General features: G+C 69.7%; 17 protein-coding genes. 12 read left to right on the top strand and 5 right to left on the bottom strand.

The genetic code is table 11. The annotated features are described in order from the left end of the window. Positions 1-124 precede the first annotated feature (124 nt). From ACYVD1_RS04895 to ACYVD1_RS04880, 4 genes are read left to right on the top strand one after another with little or no spacing between them, the layout of a single operon-like run. Positions 125-1,774, top strand: coding sequence for a type I restriction-modification system subunit M (locus ACYVD1_RS04895; protein WP_460768332.1), 1,650 nt, complete (start codon positions 125-127; stop codon positions 1,772-1,774). After that, a complete protein-coding gene (locus ACYVD1_RS04890) occupies positions 1,689-2,132 on the top strand; it encodes a hypothetical protein (protein ID WP_460768330.1) in 444 nt (147 codons plus the stop codon). The genes ACYVD1_RS04895 and ACYVD1_RS04890 overlap by 86 nt, the downstream gene beginning before the upstream one ends. Continuing rightward, positions 2,129-3,427 (top strand): restriction endonuclease subunit S, encoded by a 1,299-nt coding sequence (locus ACYVD1_RS04885; protein ID WP_460768328.1) that lies wholly within the window; start codon positions 2,129-2,131, stop codon positions 3,425-3,427. Before ACYVD1_RS04890 ends, ACYVD1_RS04885 begins: the two co-directional genes overlap by 4 nt. After that, complete coding sequence (locus tag ACYVD1_RS04880) at positions 3,424-6,609, top strand: type I restriction endonuclease subunit R (protein WP_460768326.1); 3,186 nt, start codon at positions 3,424-3,426, stop codon at positions 6,607-6,609. The genes ACYVD1_RS04885 and ACYVD1_RS04880 overlap by 4 nt, the downstream gene beginning before the upstream one ends. A 58-nt stretch (positions 6,610-6,667) precedes the next feature. Here ACYVD1_RS04880 and ACYVD1_RS04875 read toward each other — a convergent pair whose 3' ends face one another. Both ACYVD1_RS04875 and ACYVD1_RS04870 read right to left on the bottom strand, forming a co-directional pair. After that, positions 6,668-6,910: a DUF397 domain-containing protein gene (locus tag ACYVD1_RS04875; RefSeq protein ID WP_460768324.1), complete on the bottom strand. Its 243-nt coding sequence runs from the start codon at positions 6,908-6,910 to the stop codon at positions 6,668-6,670. Further along, a complete protein-coding gene (locus ACYVD1_RS04870) occupies positions 6,907-7,755 on the bottom strand; it encodes a helix-turn-helix domain-containing protein (protein WP_460768322.1) in 849 nt (282 codons plus the stop codon). Before ACYVD1_RS04870 ends, ACYVD1_RS04875 begins: the two co-directional genes overlap by 4 nt. A 353-nt stretch (positions 7,756-8,108) precedes the next feature. On the opposite strand from ACYVD1_RS04870, the gene ACYVD1_RS04865 reads away from it, so the two are divergent. From ACYVD1_RS04865 to ACYVD1_RS04845, 5 genes are all read left to right on the top strand, one after another. Further along, positions 8,109-8,651 (top strand): ATP-binding protein, encoded by a 543-nt coding sequence (locus ACYVD1_RS04865; protein WP_460768320.1) that lies wholly within the window; start codon positions 8,109-8,111, stop codon positions 8,649-8,651. Further along, complete coding sequence (locus ACYVD1_RS04860; RefSeq protein WP_460768318.1) at positions 8,648-9,130, top strand: hypothetical protein; 483 nt, start codon at positions 8,648-8,650, stop codon at positions 9,128-9,130. Before ACYVD1_RS04865 ends, ACYVD1_RS04860 begins: the two co-directional genes overlap by 4 nt. A gap of 239 nt (positions 9,131-9,369) precedes the next feature. Next, positions 9,370-10,956 (top strand): serine/threonine-protein kinase, encoded by a 1,587-nt coding sequence (locus tag ACYVD1_RS04855; RefSeq protein ID WP_460768315.1) that lies wholly within the window; start codon positions 9,370-9,372, stop codon positions 10,954-10,956. 95 nt (positions 10,957-11,051) lie between these two features. Further along, a complete protein-coding gene (locus tag ACYVD1_RS04850; protein ID WP_460768313.1) occupies positions 11,052-13,190 on the top strand; it encodes a UvrD-helicase domain-containing protein in 2,139 nt (712 codons plus the stop codon). Between the two features lie 192 nt (positions 13,191-13,382). Beyond that, positions 13,383-14,168 (top strand): aminotransferase class IV family protein, encoded by a 786-nt coding sequence (locus tag ACYVD1_RS04845; RefSeq protein WP_460768311.1) that lies wholly within the window; start codon positions 13,383-13,385, stop codon positions 14,166-14,168. A gap of 37 nt (positions 14,169-14,205) precedes the next feature. Here the strand turns inward: ACYVD1_RS04845 and ACYVD1_RS04840 are convergent, their stop codons facing one another. Then, complete coding sequence (locus tag ACYVD1_RS04840; RefSeq protein ID WP_460768309.1) at positions 14,206-15,696, bottom strand: SDR family oxidoreductase; 1,491 nt, start codon at positions 15,694-15,696, stop codon at positions 14,206-14,208. Then, entirely contained in the window at positions 15,693-16,220 is a 528-nt protein-coding gene (locus ACYVD1_RS04835) for a DUF4383 domain-containing protein (protein WP_460768307.1), read from the bottom strand. Before ACYVD1_RS04835 ends, ACYVD1_RS04840 begins: the two co-directional genes overlap by 4 nt. A 92-nt stretch (positions 16,221-16,312) precedes the next feature. Between ACYVD1_RS04835 and ACYVD1_RS04830 the strand changes: the two genes are divergently transcribed. After that, positions 16,313-17,293 (top strand): MerR family transcriptional regulator, encoded by a 981-nt coding sequence (locus tag ACYVD1_RS04830; RefSeq protein ID WP_460768303.1) that lies wholly within the window; start codon positions 16,313-16,315, stop codon positions 17,291-17,293. 14 nt (positions 17,294-17,307) lie between these two features. On the opposite strand, the gene ACYVD1_RS04825 is transcribed toward ACYVD1_RS04830, so the two are convergent. Then, positions 17,308-18,519, bottom strand: a complete 1,212-nt coding sequence (locus tag ACYVD1_RS04825) for a lycopene cyclase family protein (protein WP_460768301.1) — start codon at positions 18,517-18,519, stop codon at positions 17,308-17,310. Positions 18,520-18,580: 61 nt separating this feature from the next. Between ACYVD1_RS04825 and ACYVD1_RS04820 the strand changes: the two genes are divergently transcribed. Then, on the top strand, positions 18,581-19,342 hold the full coding sequence (locus ACYVD1_RS04820) for a class I SAM-dependent methyltransferase (protein ID WP_460768299.1): 762 nt from the start codon (positions 18,581-18,583) through the stop codon (positions 19,340-19,342). Further along, a complete protein-coding gene (locus ACYVD1_RS04815) occupies positions 19,332-20,879 on the top strand; it encodes an FAD-dependent oxidoreductase (protein WP_460768297.1) in 1,548 nt (515 codons plus the stop codon). The genes ACYVD1_RS04820 and ACYVD1_RS04815 overlap by 11 nt, the downstream gene beginning before the upstream one ends. Positions 20,880-20,885: the final 6 nt, after the last annotated feature.

The following is a 20,885-nucleotide window of genomic DNA, read 5'->3' as shown; positions in this document are numbered from 1 at the left end:
GAGAGTCGGGTGTACGGAGCGACCAGGAAAGGGCCTCAAATGGCCTTGGCTCCCCGAATCAGACAGACTTGAACCGACCCCGCTGTGACACCCCCGCTCCGCAACCCCTTTCGGAAGGACTTCGGTGAATTCGAGTACCCATCAGGAGCTGGTGAGCTTCATCTGGTCGGTGGCCGACCTGCTCCGTGGTGACTACAAGCAGTCCGAGTACGGCAAGGCCATCCTGCCGTTCGTCGTGCTGCGCCGCCTGGACTGCGTCCTGGAGCCGAAGAAGAAGGAGGTGCTGGCCGCCCACGAGAAGTGGAAGGACAAGCCGGTCCACCACGAGTTCCTGCTCAAGGCGTCCGGCCGCAGCTTCTACAACACCAGCCCGCTCACCTTCGAGCGCATCGCGGCCGACCCCTCCCAGGCGGCCAACAACCTCGGCCACTTCATCAACGCCTTCTCCGAGAACGCCCGCGAGGTACTGGAGAAGTACGAGTTCCCCCGCCAGATCCAGCGCCTGGACGGCTCGGGGCTGCTCTACCAGGTGGTGGGCAAGTTCGCCGACCTGGACCTGAGCCCGGAGCGGGTCTCCAACGTGCAGATGGGCTACGTGTTCGAGGAGCTCATCCGCAAGTTCTCGGAGATCTCCAACGAGACCGCCGGTGAGCACTTCACCCCCAGAGAGGTCATCAAGCTGATGACGGCCCTGCTGTTGGAGCCGGACAAGGACTCCCTGCGGGAACCCGGTGTCATCAAGGAGATCCTGGACCCGGCCTGCGGGACCGGGGGCATGCTCACCGAGACGTACGACTACATCACCGCGCACAACCCCGACGCCAAGGCGGTGGTGTTCGGCCAGGAGCTCAACCCCGAGTCGTGGGCGATCTGCCGGTCCGACCTGATGATCAAGGGCCAGGACCCCACGAACATCCGGTTCGGCAACTCGTTCAGCGACGACCGGCACCGCTACGGCACGTTCGACTACATGCTGGCCAACCCGCCCTTCGGCGTGGAGTGGAAGAAGGTCAAGGACGAGGTCGAGACCGAGCACGAGCGGGGGCACTCGGGCCGGTTCGGGGCCGGGCTGCCGCGCATCAACGACGGGTCGCTGCTGTTCCTGCAGCACATGATCTCCAAGATGAAGCCGGTCAAGCTCGACGAGGAGGGGGAGAAGAGGGGCGGCAGCCGGATCGCCATCGTCTTCAACGGCTCCCCTCTGTTTACCGGGGCCGCCGGGTCCGGTGAGTCCGAGATCCGCCGCTGGATCCTGGAGAACGACTGGCTGGAGGCGATCGTCGCCCTGCCCGACCAGCTCTTCTACAACACCGGCATCTCCACCTACTTCTGGGTGCTGACCAACCGCAAGGACCGCGCACGAGGGCAAGGTGAAGCTGGTCGACGCCCGCGAGCACTGGACCAAGATGCGCAAGTCCCTGGGCGAGAAGCGCAAGGAGATCGGCAGGGAGCAGATCACCGAGCTGACCCGGCTGTACACGGACGCGCAGGGTGTGGCCGAGGACGCCGAGCACCCGCTGCACGGCAAGGTGAAGGTGTTCCGCAACGAGGACTTCGGCTACCAGCGCATCACCGTGGAACGGCCGCTGAAGCTGCGCTTCGAGGTCACCGAGGAGACCCTGGTGGAGCTGGCGGCAGCGCTGGACAAGGGCAAGAGCACCGCCAAGTACGAGCAGAAGGCGGAGCTGGTGGAGGCGCTGAGGCCGCTGGTGGGTGGCGAGCCGTGCTTCAAGAAGACGGAGTTCGCCGACCGGGTTCAGGTGGCGTTGGCTGAGGGCGGTGTCTCCAAGCCGCCGACCCCGGTGATGAAGGCCGTGTGGAACGCGGTGTCGGTGCGCGACCCAGAGGGCGAGGTGCAGAAGAAGAAGGGCGAGCCGGAACCGGACGCGGATCTGCGCGACTTCGAGAACATCCCGCTGGACGAGGACATCGACGCGTACATGGAGCGGGAAGTGTTGCCGCACGTGCCCGATGCGTGGGTGGACTACACGAAGACGAAGATCGGTTATGAGATTCCGTTCACGCGACACTTTTATGTCTACACGCCGCCAAGGCCGCTTGAGGAGATCGACGCGGAGTTGAAGGAGCTTGAGGGAGAGATCCAGCGGCTGCTGGGCGAGGTGACGAAGTGACGAGCTTTTTCGCGAGCATTCCAGAGGAGTGGCGGACTTCACCACTGAAGCTGGTCACGGAGTTTTTGGGCCGAGGATCGGCTCCTGACTATGCCGACGATGGCCCGGTTCATGTTGTGAACCAGGCAGTCAACCGCGGAAGTCACCTGGACTGGTCTAAGGGAAAATTTCATGGGACCTCATCGAACCCCAAGGCCTTGAAAGGTTTTCTGAAAAAGTCGGACGTCATCATCAACTCAACGGGAACGGGAACCCTCGGCAGGGTTGGATTCTTTGATGGATCACCAGATGATCGTCCAGCGATCGCTGATGGACATGTGACAATTGTGCGTGCGCGAGAGAACGAACTCTTGGAGCGTTACGCCTATTATGTGCTTTCTAGTTCGCAGTTCTATGACTTTATGTATTCCTCGATGGTAGTTGGATCGACTAACCAGATCGAGCTGAGCCGGGAGCGCCTGGGTTCGACTGTGATTCCGCTACCCAGTTTGGGCGAGCAGAGGCGCATCGCCGACTTCCTCGATGCTCAGGTAGGGCACATCGATTCCCTTGTGAGTTCTAAAGAGCGCGCTTCTAATCTAATTGACGAGCGCAGGGTGGCGCTTACGTCACAGCGATGTCTTCGCGGCACGCACAAAGGAGTTGACACAAAGGATAGCGGGATTGGCCCACTGGGTCAGACCCCTTCACACTGGAGCATCGTTCGAAATAAGAACATTATTCGAGAAGTCAATGAACCCTCGGTGGATGGATCTGAAGAACTTTTGACAGTTTCCCACCTGACGGGCGTTACCCCTAGGTCCGAGAAGAACGTTTACATGTTTATGGCCGAGTCCATGGTTGGATACAAGAAATGTCGGCCGGGCGACCTTGCCATTAACACCCTGTGGGCGTGGATGGGGGCGCTGGGATTTTCCAAGTTCAATGGAATTGTCAGCCCGGCGTACGGTGTTTATCGATTCACATCCGATGACCTTCTTACGGATTATTTTGATTTGCTATACCGGACCCCGGAGTATATATGTGAAATGACTCGTCACTCCAAGGGTGTCTGGTCATCCCGCCTGCGCCTATATCCCGAATCATTTCTTGCTCTCAGTGTCCCTGTTCCGCCGCTGGAGGAGCAGGAAAATATTATTCGAACGCTGGAAGAGGAGTTGGAACCTGAGCGGCGTCTACAGCAGAAGATTCATCGTTCAAATTCTCTGCTGCTCGAACGGCGCCAGGCCCTGATCACCGCCGCCGTCACCGGGCAGATCGACGTCACTACCGCGCGAGGAGCCGACCTGTCATGAGCCCCGTCTACGACGAGAGAACCTTCGAGGATCGCATCGTCTCCGCCATGCTGGAGCGCGGCTGGTCCCAGGGCGCCAACCACCACTACGACCCCGAGCTCGCGCTGGACACCTCCGAGCTGTTCGTCTTCCTCGGCGCGACCCAGGCCGAGGCCTTCGAGGAACTCGTCTCCCGCTGCGGCGGCTCCAGCGACAAGGCCCAGGCCACCTTCGCCAAGACCCTGGCCAAGCGCATCGACACCGAGGGCACCCTGCACGTCCTACGTCAGGGCGTCACCATCGAGGGCCTGAAGTTCCGCCTTGCCTACTTCAAGCCCTCGCACACCATCGCCGAGAACGCCCTCGACGAGTACGAGGCCAACCGGCTCACCGTCACCCGGCAGCTGCGCTACGCCGCCAAGGACGGCGACCAGGGACGTTCCCTGGACCTGGTGCTGTTCGTCAACGGCCTGCCCGTCGCCACGGCCGAGCTCAAGAACCCTCTCACCGGGCAGAACGTCAACGACGCCAAGCACCAGTACGCCCGCGACCGGGACCCGCGCGAACTGCTCTTCACCAAGCGCACCCTCGTGCACTTCGCCGTCGACACCGAGCTGGTGTTCCTCACCACCAAGCTCGCGGGCAAGAGCACCCGGTTCCTGCCCTTCAACACCGGCTCCGAGGGGCCGGGCCGTACCGGCGGCGCGGGCAACCCTCCCCCCTCACCCGAACGGAGCGGCTACCGCACCGCCTACCTGTGGGAACAGGTCTGGGACACCGACAACTGGCTCGACCTGCTGGAGCGCTTCGTCCACGTCAAGCGCGACAAGGACGACCGGGGCCGCCGACGCGAGACCGTCATCTTCCCCCGCTACCACCAGTGGCACGCCGTGCGCAGCCTGGTCGGCCACGCCGCCCGGCACGGCGCCGGGAACAACTACCTGGTGATGCACTCGGCCGGGTCCGGCAAGTCCAACACCATCGCCTGGCTCGCCCACCGGCTGTCCTCCCTCCACACCCCCGCCGACCCCGCCCTGATGGACCCGGCCGCCGTCGCCAAGGGCCTGGAGCCCAACACCCCCGTCTTCGACAAGACCGTCATCATCACCGACCGCTCGGTCCTGGACCGCCAACTCCAGGAGACCGTCGGCGACTTCTCCCAGGTCGAGGGGCTGGTCGGGCGGATCGGCGGCAAGGGCGGATCCAAGTCCGCCCAGCTCGCCGAAGCGCTGTCCACCTCCTCCAAGCGCATCATCGTCGTCACCCTCCAGACCTTCCCCGCCCTGCTGGACTACCTGCGGCGCGAGCCCGCCGAGATCCGCGGCGGCAGGTTCGCGATCGTCGTGGACGAGGCGCACTCCTCCCAGAGCGGCGAGGCAGCCAAGGACGTCAAGAAGGCCCTGCGCGAACTGGGCCTGGACACCGACGACGACTCCGACGAAGGCGAGAACGCCGAGGACACCGTCGAGGCCGCCCCCAAGTCCACCGAGGACGCACTGCGCGAGTCGGCGGCCCTCCGTGGCCGCAGCGCCAACCTGTCCTACTTCGCCTTCACCGCCACCCCCAAGCACAAGACCCTCAACCTGTTCGGCGTCCGCAACGGGGCCACCGGCAAGTACGAGCCCTTCCACACTTACTCCATGCGCCAGGCCATCGAGGAGGGCTTCATCCTCGACCCGCTGCGCAGCTACATCACCTACGGCGCCCAGTACCGGCTGCTCAACGGCAACACCGACGACCCCGAGGTGGACGCCAGCAAGGCCAAGTCGGAGCTGGCCCGGTTCGCGCTGCTGCACGACTCCACGCTCGCCCAGCACGCCGAGACCATCGTGGAGAACTTCAACGCCGTCACCCGCGGCCAGATGGGCGGACGGGCCAAGGCCATGGTGGTCACCCGCTCACGGCAGGCGGCCCTGCACCTGTACGAGGCCGTGGCCAGCTACCTCAAGGACAGCGGCGCACCCGACCCCGGCACCCTGGTCGCCTTCTCCGGCTCCCTGAAGAACAGGGCGGGCGAGGAGGTCACCGAGCACGGCATCAACGGTTTCTCCGAGGGCGAGCTGCCCAAGCGCTTCGCCGCCACCCGCGCCGACGATCCGGCGGCCGTGGCGCGCAACGGCAAGGAGTACCGGCTGCTCATCGTCGCCGACAAGTACCAGACCGGCTTCGACCAGCCGCTGCTCACCACCATGTTCGTGGAAAAGTCCCTCAAGGGCGTGGCGGCCGTGCAGACCCTGTCCCGGCTCAACCGCACCCACCCCCTCAAGTCGCAGAGCGACCTGCGGGTGCTGGACTTCGCCAACGACGGCGAGGACATCCGGGCCGCCTTCCTGCCGTACTACGAGCAGGCGGTCACCGCCGAAGCCGACCCCGACATCCTGCACACCATCGCCCACCGGGTCGTGCACGGGGTGAACGTTCTGGTCAAGGAGGAGCTGCAAGGCTTCGCCGACGCCTTCCACCGGCTCGACGCCGAGCCCGGGGCCGACGACCTGCGCCACCACCCCGAGCTCACCCGGTTCACCGACACAGCGGTGGAGCGCTTCGCCACGTTGCAGAACAGCGAGGACGAGGCGGACCGGGAGGACGCCGACCAGTTCCGGGCGGACCTGAACGACTACGTCACCAAGTACGCCTTCCTGGCCCAGGTGATGCGCTACCCCGACGCCGAACTGGAGCGCCTCTACCTCTACGGGCGCTTCCTGCTGCGGAAGCTGCCCGCGCGCAAGGACGGCGGGGTGGACCTCGGGGATGTCGACCTCAGCCACCTGAAGCTGTACCGCAAAGCCGAGGACGACCTACGGCTGCAGGCGGAGGGCGATCAGGAGCTACCCGGCTTCTCCGATGGCGCGGGCGGGGCAAATGAGGGGAGGAAGGAACTGCTGTCGGAGATCATCGAGGTCTTCAACGAGCACTTCGGCCACAACCTCAACGCGGCTGACAAGCTCATGGTGGAGGAACGGTTCCAGTCGGTCGTGGACCAACCCGACCTGGAGATGGCCGCCGTCAACAACGACGAGGGCGCTTTCCGGCACGCGTTCGAACCCGCGATGAAGGAGGCCGTGATGGAGCGGTACGAGAGCGGGGTCGAGTTCACCGAGCGCTACTTCGGCGAGCAGGACTTCCAGAGCTCCATCAACCGGGCCATGAGCCGGGCCGCTTATCGGCTGCTGCGCCAGCGCAACGGCCTCAGCTCCGTCTGAGCACTCGGCCCTGCCTGCCGGAAGTCAGCAGGCGGGGCCGAAAGTTGTCTTCGTTGCTCTAGCGAAGGTCGTCCTTCGCGGCGTTCAGAAAGCCTCGCCACTCACTGGCACCGAAGAAGAGTGCGCCGAGCTCGCGATGCTTGGTGTCGCGCATGGCAGCCACCGTCGCCCCGTCCGCTACCTCCACACAGTTCGCTGATCCGGTGCTGTAGCTGGACTTGCGGAAATCAGTCGGTAGGTGTGCCGCCTCCACACAGTTGTTGTCGCCTCCGCTGTAGCTGGACTTGAACCACTGGATCACCGGTACTCCCTTGCCAACGAGTCGATGCGGTCCATCGTGTCAGACGGTGAAAGCGCGGCCTGGCTCAGGTTCCTGAAGGCTTCTCTGTAGCGGCTGACGCTCTCGACACTCTCAAGGTACAAGTCGCCCATCATGCCCTCGATGTAGACCACATCGGGGTATTGGTCCTCAGGGAACGAGAAGATGGTGAAGGCACCTTCCATGGCCGTGTGCGCGCCTGAACTGAACGGGAGCAGGCGTAGCGTCGCTGATTGACTGCTTGCGATCTTGTGCAGAACCTCCAGCTGTTCGGCCATGACCTCTCTGCCGCCGACAACACGCCTGACCACGGCTTCGTTGAGAATGAAGTCCAGGTGGAGGGGCTTTTCCCGCTCGAAGATTCTTTGCCGTGCCATGCGTGCCGAGACACGGCGCTCGACGCTCTGCATGTCATACCCGGGGCGTAGGGCTTGGATGATGGCGCGTGCGTACTCCTCTGTCTGGAATAGACCCGGGACGAGTTCTGAGGAGTAGTACCGGATCAAGTGGGTCTCGTCTTCCAGGGCGACGAACGATCCGGTGAAGACATCCTGGTAGGAAGTCCACCACCCCCGCTTCTTGGAATCCTTCGCCAACTGGATGAGGGCTTCTCGCTGAGGGCTGGCCACACCGTAGAGGTCGAGCAGCCCCTGGATGTCCAACCAGTTCACCCGAGGGCTACGCGCGTTCTCTAGCCGGAAGAGTTTGGAGACGTGCCAGTCCATGTGGGCGGCGACTTGCTCTTGGGTCATATTCGCCTCGGCCCGGAGTTCACGCAGGGCCTGAGCGAGCCGGTACTGCCGCACGGTGGGGATCGGTTCAGCCATCGCATCCTTCGTTCTTCAGCATCGTGTTCTGACTCTGGCATGCCTGTGAACTGCGTTCTTGTGCCCAAAACGGATCTTCTTGGATAATCTACACGCCTTTAACTTGCAGGCTTGTAAGTTGATGCCTGCTGGGTTTTACTGTAGTCGGCTTCACACACTCCGTGGTGCCGAAGCCGTGAATCACGGCCGGGAAGCTGACGTCGCCGGTGCCAGGCGACTTCGGTTTCTCTTCAGGTTGTGGAGGTCGCCTGGCTGCGGATGGGTGACCACATGAAAGCGGGCTCTGGGGGCGAATGCCGCGCCCCCAGAGCCCTCAGACAACACCAGACCCCTGCTCGAAGGAGCTGTGCGTCATGACCATTGTGCCTCGTCCCCGCGTGCCCTTCCACACGCCCACCCCGGGCTTCGAGGGACGGCGCTGGCCGTCCCGCGTCTACCCCGGCGACCTCTCCCAGACCGCCTGGGTGCGCGAGGACCTGCGGTCCGACCTGTTCCGCCTGGAAGACCTCTGCCCCGACCTGACCGAGACCGTGGTCCTGTGCGCCAGCGAGATGTTCGCCAACTCCGCCGACCACTCCCGCTCCGGCCAGCCGGGCGGCCGCGTCATCCGGACCCTGGCCATGCCCACCACCCGCACCCTGCACCTCTCGATCGTCGACGACGGTGCCCGGGACGACGCCCCCACCCGCCCGGAGATCCCGCGCCAGCGCACCGCGGCCGAGTGGGAGGAGGCCGAACGCGGCCGGGGCCTGCTCATCGTCGACGCCCTCGCCGCCCGGTGGGGCAGTCGGGCGGTTGTCGACCTTCCCTTCTGCGGCGGCCTGGGCACCGCAGTGTGGGCCGAGTTCACCCTGCCTGCCGTGGCCGCGCCCGCCGACAGGGAGGGTGCGCGATGACCGCCGAACCCGTCTCCGCCGGGGTCCGTGCGGTCTTGGACGCACCCCGGGGACGGCGCTTCCCGCGCCCCGGCACCCCGCCCTCCCCCACCCGGGAACAGCGCCTGCTGGCCCAGATGGCCGACAACCCCCGGGTGGCCCACCGCCAGGCACACGGCACACTGCCCGCCTGGATGCACACCCACGCCGCCCGGCTGGCCGAACGCGACAACCAGCCCTTCAAAGAGCAGCGCCGACCCCCACCACCACCGCAGCCCCCGCCGGTACCCCCGGTTCCGCCTCCCCGGCCCGCCCCCGACGACGGACCGCCACTGCCCCGGCCCCACCCGGTGCGCCAGCCGCACCCGCGACACCTCCGGCGCCCGCCCCGCCCCCGCAGACCCCGCCGACTGGGCCCCGCCGCCTGGCGCCTGACCGGCAACACCCTCGCCGCCCTCGAGGGAGCACTGGCCCACCACCTCAGCGCAGGCCTGTTGTAACCACACGCCAGCAACCCATAGCGCATAGGGCCGCGCCCGGCCCCAAAGCCCGGCGCGGCCTTCTACCCGCTCCGACCACCCGTCACTTCTCGGCCCTGCCACGAGCCGGTTGTCCGGTTGGGGACCATCGGGCCGCCATCCCCACCCCGCGCCCCCGTAGGATCGCCACCGGAAGGACGCGACAGCCGCGCGGCCGGGCCGGGAGGGCGACGGCCGCGCCCGAGGCGGAATGGGGCCCGGTGCACGCCACACCCGAGCGGATCGCCGACCGTTACGAGATCACCGATCCGATCAGCACGGGCGGGATGGGGCAGGTCTTCCGGGGCTACGACACCGTCCTCGACCGCCAGGTCGCGGTCAAGGTCATCCGGCCCGACCTGGTGGGCGAGACCGCCAAGTACGCGGAGATGGCCGGCCGCTTCCGGCGGGAGGCGCGCATCACCGCCCGCATCGAACACCCCAACGTGCCAGCGGTCTACGACGCAGCGGTGGACACCGACGAAGGGCTCCTCTACCTGGTCATGCAGCTCGTGCGCGGGGTCCCGCTGGGCGACGTCATCAACGAGCACGCCCCGGACCCGATGCCCGTCGCGGCGGCCGTCGCCGTGGCCGCGCAGATCTGCTCGGCGCTCTCCCACGCCCACGCCGTCCCCGTCGTGCACCGCGACCTCAAACCGGGCAACGTCATGGTCGCCGACGACGGGACGGTCAAGGTTCTGGACTTCGGCATCGCCGCCGTCCTGCGCACCGACACGACCCGGATCACCATGACCGGCAGCCAGCTGGGCACCTGCGCCTACATGCCCCCGGAACAAGTCCTGGCCGGAGGGGTCAACCCGCGCAGCGACCTCTATTCGCTGGGCTGCGTGCTCTACGAGACCCTCACCGGCCACAAGGTCTTCTCCTCCGGCTACACCCCCTTCGCCCTGCAGCGGGCGCACGTGGAGGAGCAGCCCCGTCCGCCGTCCAAGCACCGCCCCGACCTGCCCCAGGACCTGGACCGGCTCGTCTTGGACCTGTTGGCCAAGGACCCCGAGGACCGGCCCGCCACCGCACAGGACGTCTACGAACGGCTCGCCCCGCACCTGCCCCAGTCCGACCCCGCCGCCCCCGACCAGCCCCTGCCTCCCGGAGCGCTGCCGGACCCCACCCGCCCGTACCGGCGCCCCATGGGGCCCCGGCCCCGGGCGGCTTCCCCCGCCCCGGCCCGGACGCTGCCGCCCACACTCGTCGAGCCGACCGGCCAGGCGGTGCCCGGACTGGCACCCGGGGAGCTGGCCGAAGCGGACGGCCACGCCCAGGCACTCATCGACGAGGGCCGCTTCGTCCAGGCCGTGGGCGTCCTCGACGACGTCATCCAGCCCGCCGCGGCCGCGCTGGGCACCGAGTCGGCACAGGTCGTCGAACTGCGCCTGCTGCGCGCCACCGCCCTAGTCCTCGGCGACGACGCGGGCCGGGCCCTGCCCGAACTGACCGGCCTCGCCGACGTCCTCGAACGGCAGGCCGGGCAGGACAGCGAACGCGCCCTCCTCTGCCGCCAGCAGGCCGCCTACTGCATGGCCCGGCTGGGCGAGACCACCCGCGCCCTGCGGGCGGCCGAGGACGTCCTCACCAGGATCAGGGCGACCAGCGGGGAACACTCCGAGGCGGTCCTGGACCTGCGCCTGGAGATGGCCCTGTGGCGCCTGCGCTCGGGGGACGCCGAACGCGCCTCCGCGGAACTGCGGCCGCTCTACTCCGACCTGCGCGCCGCCTACGGACCCAACGCCCCCGAGACCCTCCAGGTAGCCGACCTCCTGGGAAGGCTGGGACACGGCCGCGGCTGAGCCACGGACCCCAGCCAGAGCCGAGCCACCCCCGCCAGGACCCGGCCGAACCGGTCGGAACCGAGCAGACCCAGCCAGAAGGAGACCCCTCCCCCATGCCCCAACTCGCCCTGGGAAAGCAGTTCTTCGAGAGCGGTGAATACGACGGACTCCCCCCGTCTGCGCGCAGGAACGTCCGGCTCGCCATGGAGAAGTTCGGCCTCCTCACCCCCGCCGAGCTCAAGGCCGACAAGGGCCTCAACTTCAAGAACCCCCAGGGCCGCCGCAACCGCAGCATCTTCACCTTCAAAGTGGACAACTTCTACCGGGGCGTGGTCCTGGCCCCCGCGAGCGGCGACAGCTACGTGCTACTCAAGGTCATGAACCACGACCCCGCCTACGACTGGGCCAACAAGCAGGACGCGGGCGTCAACCGGCTCACCGGCTCGGTGGAGATCTGGGACGCCGAAGGGCTGGAGCGCCTGACCCCCGAGCTGGAGGAGAGGGCCGCTCCCACCTCGCCCGAGCAGCGGCTGTTCGCCCGGGTCTCCGACGGGGACCTCACCGCGCTCGGCATCCGTGACAAGGTGCTGCGGGCCGCCCGCACCGCCGTGGATGCGGGCGCGCTCGCCGACATCGTCCCGTTCCTGCCCGAGGACCAGGCCGAGGTGCTGCAGTACCTGGCCGCCGGTTTCAGCGTGGAGGAGGTCTGGCGCGACATCGTCGCCCACCGCCCGTCCGGCGCGGTCAGCACGGACCTGGACACCGCCATCCGCAACACCCCCACCCGGGTCCGCCTGGTCTCCGGCCTCGACGAGCTGGAGGACATCCTCTCCCAGCCCTTCGCCGCCTGGCGGACCTTCCTGCACCCGGCGCAGCGCAAGGTCGCCTACAAGGCCAGCTACCCCGGCAGCTACCAGGTCACCGGCGGCCCCGGCACCGGTAAGACCGTCGTGGCCATGCACCGGGTCAAACACCTGCTGGCCTACCTGCGCCCCGACGAACGCATCCTGCTCACCACCTTCACCAACACCCTCGCCACGGCGCTGGGCACGGGCATCCGCCAGCTCGCGGACGAGGTAGCCCGACTGGACCGGCTCGACATCACCACCGTCAACTCCCAGGCCAGCAAGGTCCTGGCCGAGGCGAACGGCGGGCGCTACCCCCGCTTCATCAGCGACACCCAGGAGCTCGACCGCTGGCGCGGCATCGCCTCGGACCGGGGGCTGGAGTGGCCCGCGGAGTTCCTCCAGCAGAAGTACCGGCACGTCGTGCTCGCCCAGCGCCTGGACACCCTGGAGCAGTACCAGGCCGCCACCCGCAGCGGACGCGGCAGCCGGTTGGCCGCCGCCCAACGCGAACCGGTGTGGAAGGCCATGGCCGCCTTCGTCGAGGGTCTGGACAACGACGGGGTGCAGACCCACCTGCGCGGCTGCGACCTGGCCGCCCGGGTCCTGGAGGAGACCGGGCCCCGCTTCCGGCACGTGGTGGTCGACGAGGCCCAGGACCTGCACCCCGCCCAGTGGCGGTTCCTGCGCGCGGCCGTGGCCCCCGCACCCGACGACCTGTTCATCGCCGGCGACCCCCACCAGCGCATCTACGACGCCAAGGTCTCCCTGAAGGCGCTGGGCATCAACGTGGTGGGGCGCTCGCAGCGGCTGCGCCGCAACTACCGCAGCACCCAGCAGATCCTCACCTGGTCCCGGCCGCTGCTGGACGGGGAGAAGGTGGAGTCCCTTGCCGACGGCGGCACCGAATCCCTGTCCGGGTACCGCTCGGCGCTCCAGGGCCCGGCGCCGACCACGCACGCAGCCGATGACCTGGACGGGGAGCTGGACGCGCTGGTGCAACGGGTACGCGACTGGATCGAGGCGGGGGTGGAGCCCTCCTCGGTGGCGGTCGCCGTCCGCGCCGGCTGGGTGGGCAAGAAGGCCGTCGCGGCCTTGAACGGCGCGGGGATCGAGACGTGCGGGCTGCGCGAGGCTGACGACGACACCCCGGGCGTGCGGGTGGGCACCATGCACTCACTGAAAGGGCTGGAGTTCCGGTGCATCGCCGCGCTGGGGGTCGCCGACGGGTCGGTACCCAACCCCAAGGCGATCACCCCGCGGGAGGTGGACGAGCTCCAGCACAGGGCGGACATGATGGCCGAGCGGTGCCTGCTCTTCGTGGTCTGCACCAGGGCCCGGGACCACCTGCACTTGTCCTGGAACGGCAGGCCGAGCCCCTTCCTGACGGAAGCGGGTATCGCCTGAGCCCTGGCGGGGCCGGAACCCGAGCCGTCGCGCGGACGGCACCGCGCGGACCCCGGCCCCGCCCCCGACAGGATCGGAAGCGGCCACCGGCCCCGAAGCCGACACACACCATCCGACACCGGTCATCAGCAGGCCCGCAGACCCGCAACCACCTCCTGCCAGAGGTCCCGAAGTGCCAGAATGGGACCCGTAATGGAACTGAACGGACGCCCCGTCAGCACGGGAGAACTCGCCGGCCTCGCCCTGCAGGGCTACGGGCACTTCACGACCATGCTCGTCGCGGACCTGCGGGTACGCGGCCTCGACCTCCATATGGAACGCCTCAGCCGTGACTGCGTGACGCTCTTCGGCACCGAACTCGACATCCCGCGCGTACGCGAACTCGCCCGCCGCTCCGCCCGCGAGCACCCCTCCCCCTCCGTGGTCCGCGTGACCGTCTACGACCCCTCACTGGACCTCGGCCGCCCCTCCGGGAAGGCCCTCCCGCAGATCCTGGTCACGACCCGCTCCGCGCCCGCCTCTGCGCCGCCACCGGTCCACCTCGGCACCCGGCTGTTCTCGCGGGACACCCCCACGGTCAAGGGCACCGGCCTGTTCGGGGTGATCCGGCAGCGGCGCGCGGCCCAGCTGGACGGGTTCGACGACGCCCTCTTCACGGGCGTGGACGGCCGCGTCTCCGAGGGTCCGACATGGAACATCGGATTCCTGGACGGCTCGGGCCTGGTCTGGCCGCAGGCACCCTGCCTCCCCGGGGTGACCATGCGCCTGGTCGACCAGGTCGCCGAGAGCCTCGGGGTCCCAGTGTCCACCCGCCCTCTCGCGGCCGTCGCGGCAACCAGGACGGCCGGTGCCTTCGTCACCAACGCCGCCACGGGCGTGCGCCCGGTCGCTTCCATCGACGGGGTACACCTCCCGCAGCCCGAACTACTCGGCAAACTCGGCCGGGCGTACCAGGAGTTGCCGGGACAGGCGCTGTAGCCGACCGTGCAGCCCGGCCGCCGGATCCGCTGAACCCTCATGGCTCGGGTGCCTCCATCGGGTCCTGCTCGGCCCGGGCCGCGATGTTGCCGGCCATGGAGCCGAACACGACCCCGTGGAAGGGGGTGACCGCCTTCCAGTACAGGTGGCCCAGCAGCCCGCGCGGGTGGAACAGGGCCCGCTGGCAGTAGACCGTCCGGCCCTCGCGGCGGCCCACGCGCAGTTCCAGCCAGGCGGGACCGGGCAGGCGCATCTCGGCGCGCAGCCGCAGCACCTCACCCGGAACGATCTCCTCCACCCGCCAGAAGTCCAGCGAGTCACCCGCGCGCAGCCGCTCGGGGTCGCGGCGCCCGCGGCGCGGCCCGACCCCGCCCACCGCCAGGTCGATCCAGCCGCGCGCCGCCCAGGCCAGCGGCCAGGAGTACCAGCCGCGCTCCCCGCCGATGCCCTCGATCACCCGCCACAGGGCTTCCGGGGAGGCGTTCACTTGGCGGGCCCGGCGATCGGCGTACAAGCTGCCACCGGTCCAGTCGGGGTCGGTGGGCAGCGGATCGGACGGGGCGCTCGGCCAGGCCGCCGACGACCAGCGCGTGTCCACCCGCTCCTCGCCGATCCGGCGCAGAGCCAGGCTCACTGCCTTGTCGAAGCCGACCCGGTCGCGGTCGCCCACAGCCGCCGCCAGGTCGTCCTCCCCCGCCACCGCGTCGTGCCGCAGCGACTCCACCAGAGGGCGGGCCACCGAGGGCGGCACCGGGGTGATGAGGCCGACCCACAGACTGGACAGCCCCGGAGACAGGACGGGAACCGGGATGATCAGCCTGCGGGCCAGTCCGGCCGCGGCGGCGAACCGCTGGATCATCTCCGCGTAGCTGAGGACCTCGGGGCCGCCGATGTCGAAGGGCCGGTTCGTGCCCTCGGGCAGCTCGTCGGCGCGCACCAGCAGCCGCAGCACGTCGCGCACGGCGACCGGCTGCACCCGGCTGCGCACCCACCTGGGCGTGGTCATGGCCGGAAGCCGTTCGGTGAGGTGCCGCAGCATCTCGAAGGACGCAGAACCCGACCCCAGGATGACGGCGGCGCGCAGCACCACCGCGGGCACCGGCCCCTCCAGCAGGATCCGCCCGACCTCCTCGCGCGAGGCCATGTGCTCGGACAACTCCGTGTCCCGCGGGGCGAGACCGCCGAGGTACACCAGGCGGCCCACCCCGGCCGCGCCGGCCGCCTCGGCGAACTGCTCCGCGCCCACGGCGTCGGTGCGCACGAAACCGTTCCCGCCGCCCATTGAGTGCACGAGGTAATAGGCCGCGTCCACTCCGGCGAGTGCCTCGGCGAGCCCGTCACCGGAGACCACGTCGCCCCGGACCACCTCCACCCGGTCCCGCCAGGGGTGGTCGCGGAGCTTGTTCGGGGTGCGGGCCAAGCAGCGCACCCGGTAACCGGCGTCCAAGAGCTCCGGCACGAGCCGCCCTCCGATGTACCCGCTGGCCCCGGTCACCAGGGCCAGCCGGCCCTCCGGTCCACCCTTCATCCGCGCAACTCCTCGGACCGGTCCTCAGCGGGCTCGGCCCTCGGCCGGGGAACACTCCCGCCGTGCCGCTCCTCCCGGTGCCTGCGGTACGGGTTGTCGGTGGCTAGGCCGCCGCTGAACCTCCCGTACATCCCGAAGGTCATCACCATCAGTCCCACCGCGAAGCTGAAGATCACGTTGGGCATCGAGAAGGCCAGGATGTTGAAGTCGGTGCTCATCAGGTACAGGTTGACCAGCCCGCTCACCACGAACCCCGCACCCACCAGGACGCAGATGGTGGAGGCGTACGTGCCGCCCAGGACCGCCGCTCCCATCAGGAGCGAGCCGATGGCGACCGAGATGAAGCTCAGTGCGCCGTTCGTGGACAGGCCCGCGATGACCTCCCCCTGGGTGTCGAACAGCGGGATCCGCACCAGCAGCCCCGCGGTCCCGAACCCCACCAGGACCAGACCGGTCAGTCCCGCACCGATCCGGTAGACGAGGTCCAGCCGCCGGTCCGCCCGGCGCGTCGTGTCAAGATCCATGATGCTGCCCCTTTCGGTGCTCTCATGACTAGAGTCAGAGGTCAGCGGCCTGCGCCACAAGTCGCACCGCTTTCGCAACGTCTTGGGGTGCCATGACCGACGCACTCACCCCCGGGGCCGCGGCACGCCTCCTCGGGGTCGCACCGACCACCCTGCGCAGCTGGGACCGGCGCTACGGGATCGGCCCCCGGGAGCGCAGTCCCGGGGGCCACCGGCGCTACTCGCCCGCCGACGTCGCCCGGCTCCGGGAGCTGTGCCGCCTGGTGGGTGAGGGCATGCCGCCCGCGGAAGCCGCCCGACAGGTGCTCGCCCCGGGAGCCACACCGCTCCCGGCCGTACCGGAGCCGGCCGTACCGGAACAGTCGGTGCCGGTACCGCCCGCGCCTCGGACACCCGCCCCGGGCCCCGCTTGGCGACCCGGGGGCGACACCCTCCCGCTCGGCGCCGCCACACCCACCCTCCAGGGCGTCGCCCGCGCCGCCATGCGGATGGACTCGGACCTGGTGGAACGCCTCCTCCAGAAGGCCGTCCAGACCCACGGCACCGTCGCCGCCTGGGAGGACCTGGCGATGCCGCTCCTGTACGGGATGGGCCGCAAGTGGGAGGACACCCGGCGCTACGTGGAGGTGGAGCACCTGCTCTCGTGGAGCGTGTCTTCGGTGCTGCGCCGCGTCCCCGCGCCGGCCCCGGACCGGAGCCCCAGCGCCCGCGACCGCTCCGTCGTCCTCGCCTGCGTGCCGCAAGAGATGCACAGCCTGCCGGTGGAAGCGCTGGCCGCCGCCCTGCGCGAAGCCGGTCTGGCCCACCGCGTCCTCGGTTCCTGCACTCCCACGGAGGCGACCGTACGGGCGGTACGGCGCGTCGGCCCGCGCGCCGTGGTCCTCTGGTGCCACTCCGGTGGCGAGCGCGACGCGGAGACCCTCGTGGCGACCGCGCGCACCACCCATTCCGCCCCAGAACGCACGGCCCTCTACACGGCCGGGCCCGGCTGGCGCGAGACCGGGAACGCTCTCCGGATCGCGGACGGACACCTGGGTTCCCTGACCGAGGCCATGGCCGTCCTGGCGCCGTAGGGCTTGCGGGAGCCCTAGGACTTACGGGCGCGCCTGGGGAACCCCGGGGCCCGCGGTCCGAACGAGCGCCACAGGTGTTCGGCGGTGGTCAGCGACATCGCGGCGACCGGGGTGGTCAGGCCCATGGCCAGTTCGCGCGGCAGGCGGGAGTCACCGTCCAGGAAGGCGAGCACGTCGCCCAGGCGGTTGGCGGCGAAGAGCCGGGTGAAGAAGTCCGCGCCCGACACCCGGCCGCTGTCCAGGGCACGCAGCATGATCGCGTCCATCGCCAAGTGGCGGCGCCGGTGCGGGACCGGCGGCACCGGCACCCGGCCCGCGACCAGGGCATCGGCGATCGCCGCCGTCTGCCGGGCCACCCCGCTGAACGTGTAGCCGGTCGAGGGGCGGGTGGCCCCTCCCGCCGTGCCCACTCGGAACAGGCGGCGCCCGGTGCGGGTCGGAAAGCGCGCGTCGGACATCGGAATGACGCCCTGTTCGGCCGCGGTGACCTCCACGTCGGGCAGGCCCACCCGGTCGCAGTAGTCCTTGAGCGCCCGCTCGTACTCGGGGGTGGTGAGCGCGGAGCGGCCGAACTCGGTGTACTCCACGAGGGCCTCGCGGCGCGACAGCGGAAGCACGTAGCCGAAGGCCACCCCGTTCCGCGGCTGGGGCGGCCGCAGGTCCATGAGCACGGCCGCGGCCGGATCGAAGGCGTCCTCGGGTGTGCGCACGAACCACCCGCGGAAGTGCTGGAGGAGCCGGGTACGCCCACCGGACGGCGGGGCGGGCGGCCGGGAGTCGAAGACCCAGCGGGCGGTGCACCGCACCCGCTCACCGTCGGGCGACACGGCGAGGACGGTGGCGTGCCCGTCGCCGTCGGCCACGTCCTCGACGAACAGCCCGCGCTGGTCGAGGTGTTCGTCGGCGGTGGCACGCACGTGCGCCTCGACGTCGGCCGAGCGGAGCATCTTGTAGACGTAGGGCGCGGCCGACGACCGGTGTTCGGCCCCGTCGGCCCCCAGTACGGACAGGTCCTCCCACCGGGCCGCGAGCAGCGGGTCCCACTGCCCTCCGTCGGGCTCCCAGAAGCACCAGGTCCTCGGCGGCGGGGTGTGCGGGCCCGGAGGAGGTTCCAGGAGGGCCGTCCGCAGCGGGGACACGCGTCGCTCGTTGACCCCGCCCATGCGATGGGCCAGGGTGAGCCCTGCGGCCCCGGCTCCGATGATCAGCACGTCGTAGTCGGCCATGCCCCCAGCATGCCCGTCCGGGCGACGAAGGTCCCGCCCCCTGCCGCCACTTGGAGGAGCAATGGTCAGCCCGACCGGGCGGATGAAGACCGGAACGGTCACCGACGAGTTCGACCACGCCGCCGCGGCCTACGACCGCCTGGTCGCGGCCAACCCCGGCTACCACCGCGACCTGCGCACGTCGGCGCGCCGCCTGCGGCTGCCCGGCCGGGGCGCGGGACTGCTCCTGCTGGACCTGGGGTGCGGCACCGGAGCCTCCACGGCCGCCCTTCTGGCGGAGTACCCGATGGCCCGGATCGCCGGGGTGGACGCTTCCCAGGGGATGCTCGACGCCGCGGCGGCCAAGGAGTGGCCGGAGAACGTCACCTTCCACCTGGCACGCGCGGAGGACGTCACCCAGGCCTGGGCGGAAGGGCTGCTCGGCGGCCCCGCCGACGCGGTGTTCGCCGCGTACCTGGTGCGCAACGTGCCCGACCCGGACGCTCTCCTGTCCACGGTGCGCGCGCTGCTGCGCCCGGGTGGGAAGGCGGCGCTGCACGAGTACTCGGTGGCCGACTCGGCCTCGGCCCGGGCAGTGTGGACCGCCGTGTGCTGGAGCGTGGTCATCCCCGTCGGGCGGGCCCTGGTCGGCCGCGCGGACCTGTTCCGCTACCTGTGGCGGAGCGTTCTGGAGTTCGACGGGCGTACCGCCCTGCTGGGCAGGCTGCGCGGCGCGGGCCTGGAGTCCGTGGCCAGCGCGCCGCTGCCGGGCTGGCAGTACGGGATCACCCACACCTTCGTGGGCCGCAGGCCCTTGGCGGGACAGGGCGCGGATGGGGGCTGACGTCAACGACCCGCGCGCCGAAGCGGTCCCCGCTCCCCCACCGGTCGGCCCCCGCCCGGGGCGGAAACCCCGTGTCGCCGTGGTCGGCGGGGGCATCGCCGGGCTGGCGGCCGCCTGCGGGCTGGCCGAGCGCGAGGTGGACGTGGTGGTGTTCGAGCGCGAAACAGGTCTCGGGGGCCGCCTCCGCGGCTGGGACACGACCCTGGCCGACGGCAGCACCGCCACGATGAGCCGTGGCTTCCACGCCTTCTTCCGCCAGTACTACAACCTGCGCGGGCTGCTCCGGCGCGGCGATCCGGAGCTGGGCTCACTGGTTCCGCTGCCGGACTATCCGCTGGTGCAGCGCGACGGCGCGCGGGACCGTTTCTCCGGGCTGCCGACCGCGCCGCCGTGGAACGCGTTCGCGCTCGCCGCCACGAGCCCGAGCTTCCCCTGGACGGAGCTGGCCGGGGTGAACCTGCCCGCGGTGCTCCAGCTCCTGGACGCGGACGTACCCGGTGTCCACGAACGCCTCGGCCACCGCAGCGCCCGGGAGCTGCTGGAGGTCACCCGCTTTCCGAGCACCGCACGCCATCTGGCCTTCGAGGTGTTCAGCCGCAGTTTCTTCGCCGCGCCCGAACAGCTCTCCGCCGCCGAGATGGCGGTGATGTTCCACCTGTACTTCCTCGGCTCCTCCGAGGGCCTGGTGTTCGACGTTCCGCGCTCGCCCTTCCCCCAGGCCCTGTGGGACCCCATGGAGGGGTACCTGCGCGAGTCCGGGGCCGGGTTCCGCACCGGGGTCGCGGTGGATCGCGTCGGCCCCGGGGACCGCCTGCGCCACGCCGTGCACTGGTCGGACGCCGAAGGCGGGGACAGCGCGGAGTTCGACGCCGTGGTCCTGTCGGCGGACCCCCGCGGGCTGCGCTCCCTGGTCGCGGACTCGCCCGGCCTGGGTTCGGCCGGGTGGCGCGAGCGGGTGTCCCGTATCCCCTCCGCGCCCCCGTTCCTGGTGTCGCGCTACTGGTTGGACCGCCCGGTGCGCCCGCACCGGCAGGCGTTCTTGGGCACGGCCGGTTACGCCACCCTGGACAACATCAGCGTGCTGGAACGCTACGAGGACCAGGCGCGGGAGTGGTCGAGGGGTACCGGCGGCTCCGTGGTGGAACTGCACGCCTACGCGCTGCCCGAGGGGTGCGACGCCGGGGCCGAACGGAAATCGCTGTGGGAGCAGGCCGCCGCCGTCTACCCGGAACTGGCCGCGGCACGGCGGGTGGACGCGCGGCACGAACTGCGTGCCGACTGCGCGCTCTTCCCGCCCGGCGGCTACGCGGACCGGTGCGAGGTGGCCACCCCGGACCCCTTCCTGGTCGTCGCGGGCGACCACGTGCGCGTGGACCTGCCGGTCGCGCTCATGGAGGGCGCGGCCACCAGCGGACTGCTGGCCGCCAATGCACTGCTATCCCGCTGGGGACGGTCCGGGCACACCCTCTGGACCGTGCCCCGACGGGGCCGGAACGCGGCCTTCCGCGCGCTGGCCCGCGCCGCGCGGAGCACGTAGCACCGC

It is taken from the genome of Nocardiopsis nanhaiensis (assembly GCF_054778635.1).
The sequence above is the reverse complement of the archived record's forward strand: the minus strand, read 5'-3'. Positions and strand labels throughout refer to the sequence as shown.

Excerpts from the sequence above, each read along its gene's own strand:
- ACYVD1_RS04825 (WP_460768301.1), bottom strand. The coding sequence starts at position 18,519 with ATGGCCGACTACGACGTGCTGATCATCGGAGCCGGGGCCGCAGGGCTC.
- ACYVD1_RS04830 (WP_460768303.1), top strand. The coding sequence starts at position 16,313 with ATGACCGACGCACTCACCCCCGGGGCCGCGGCACGCCTCCTCGGGGTC.
- ACYVD1_RS04870 (WP_460768322.1), bottom strand. The coding sequence starts at position 7,755 with ATGGCTGAACCGATCCCCACCGTGCGGCAGTACCGGCTCGCTCAGGCC.
- ACYVD1_RS04880 (WP_460768326.1), top strand. The coding sequence starts at position 3,424 with ATGAGCCCCGTCTACGACGAGAGAACCTTCGAGGATCGCATCGTCTCC.
- ACYVD1_RS04850 (WP_460768313.1), top strand. The coding sequence starts at position 11,052 with ATGCCCCAACTCGCCCTGGGAAAGCAGTTCTTCGAGAGCGGTGAATAC.
- ACYVD1_RS04865 (WP_460768320.1), top strand. The coding sequence starts at position 8,109 with ATGACCATTGTGCCTCGTCCCCGCGTGCCCTTCCACACGCCCACCCCG.
- ACYVD1_RS04835 (WP_460768307.1), bottom strand. The coding sequence starts at position 16,220 with ATGGATCTTGACACGACGCGCCGGGCGGACCGGCGGCTGGACCTCGTC.
- ACYVD1_RS04845 (WP_460768311.1), top strand. The coding sequence starts at position 13,383 with ATGGAACTGAACGGACGCCCCGTCAGCACGGGAGAACTCGCCGGCCTC.
- ACYVD1_RS04820 (WP_460768299.1), top strand. The coding sequence starts at position 18,581 with ATGGTCAGCCCGACCGGGCGGATGAAGACCGGAACGGTCACCGACGAG.
- ACYVD1_RS04860 (WP_460768318.1), top strand. The coding sequence starts at position 8,648 with ATGACCGCCGAACCCGTCTCCGCCGGGGTCCGTGCGGTCTTGGACGCA.
- ACYVD1_RS04840 (WP_460768309.1), bottom strand. The coding sequence starts at position 15,696 with ATGAAGGGTGGACCGGAGGGCCGGCTGGCCCTGGTGACCGGGGCCAGC.
- ACYVD1_RS04815 (WP_460768297.1), top strand. The coding sequence starts at position 19,332 with ATGGGGGCTGACGTCAACGACCCGCGCGCCGAAGCGGTCCCCGCTCCC.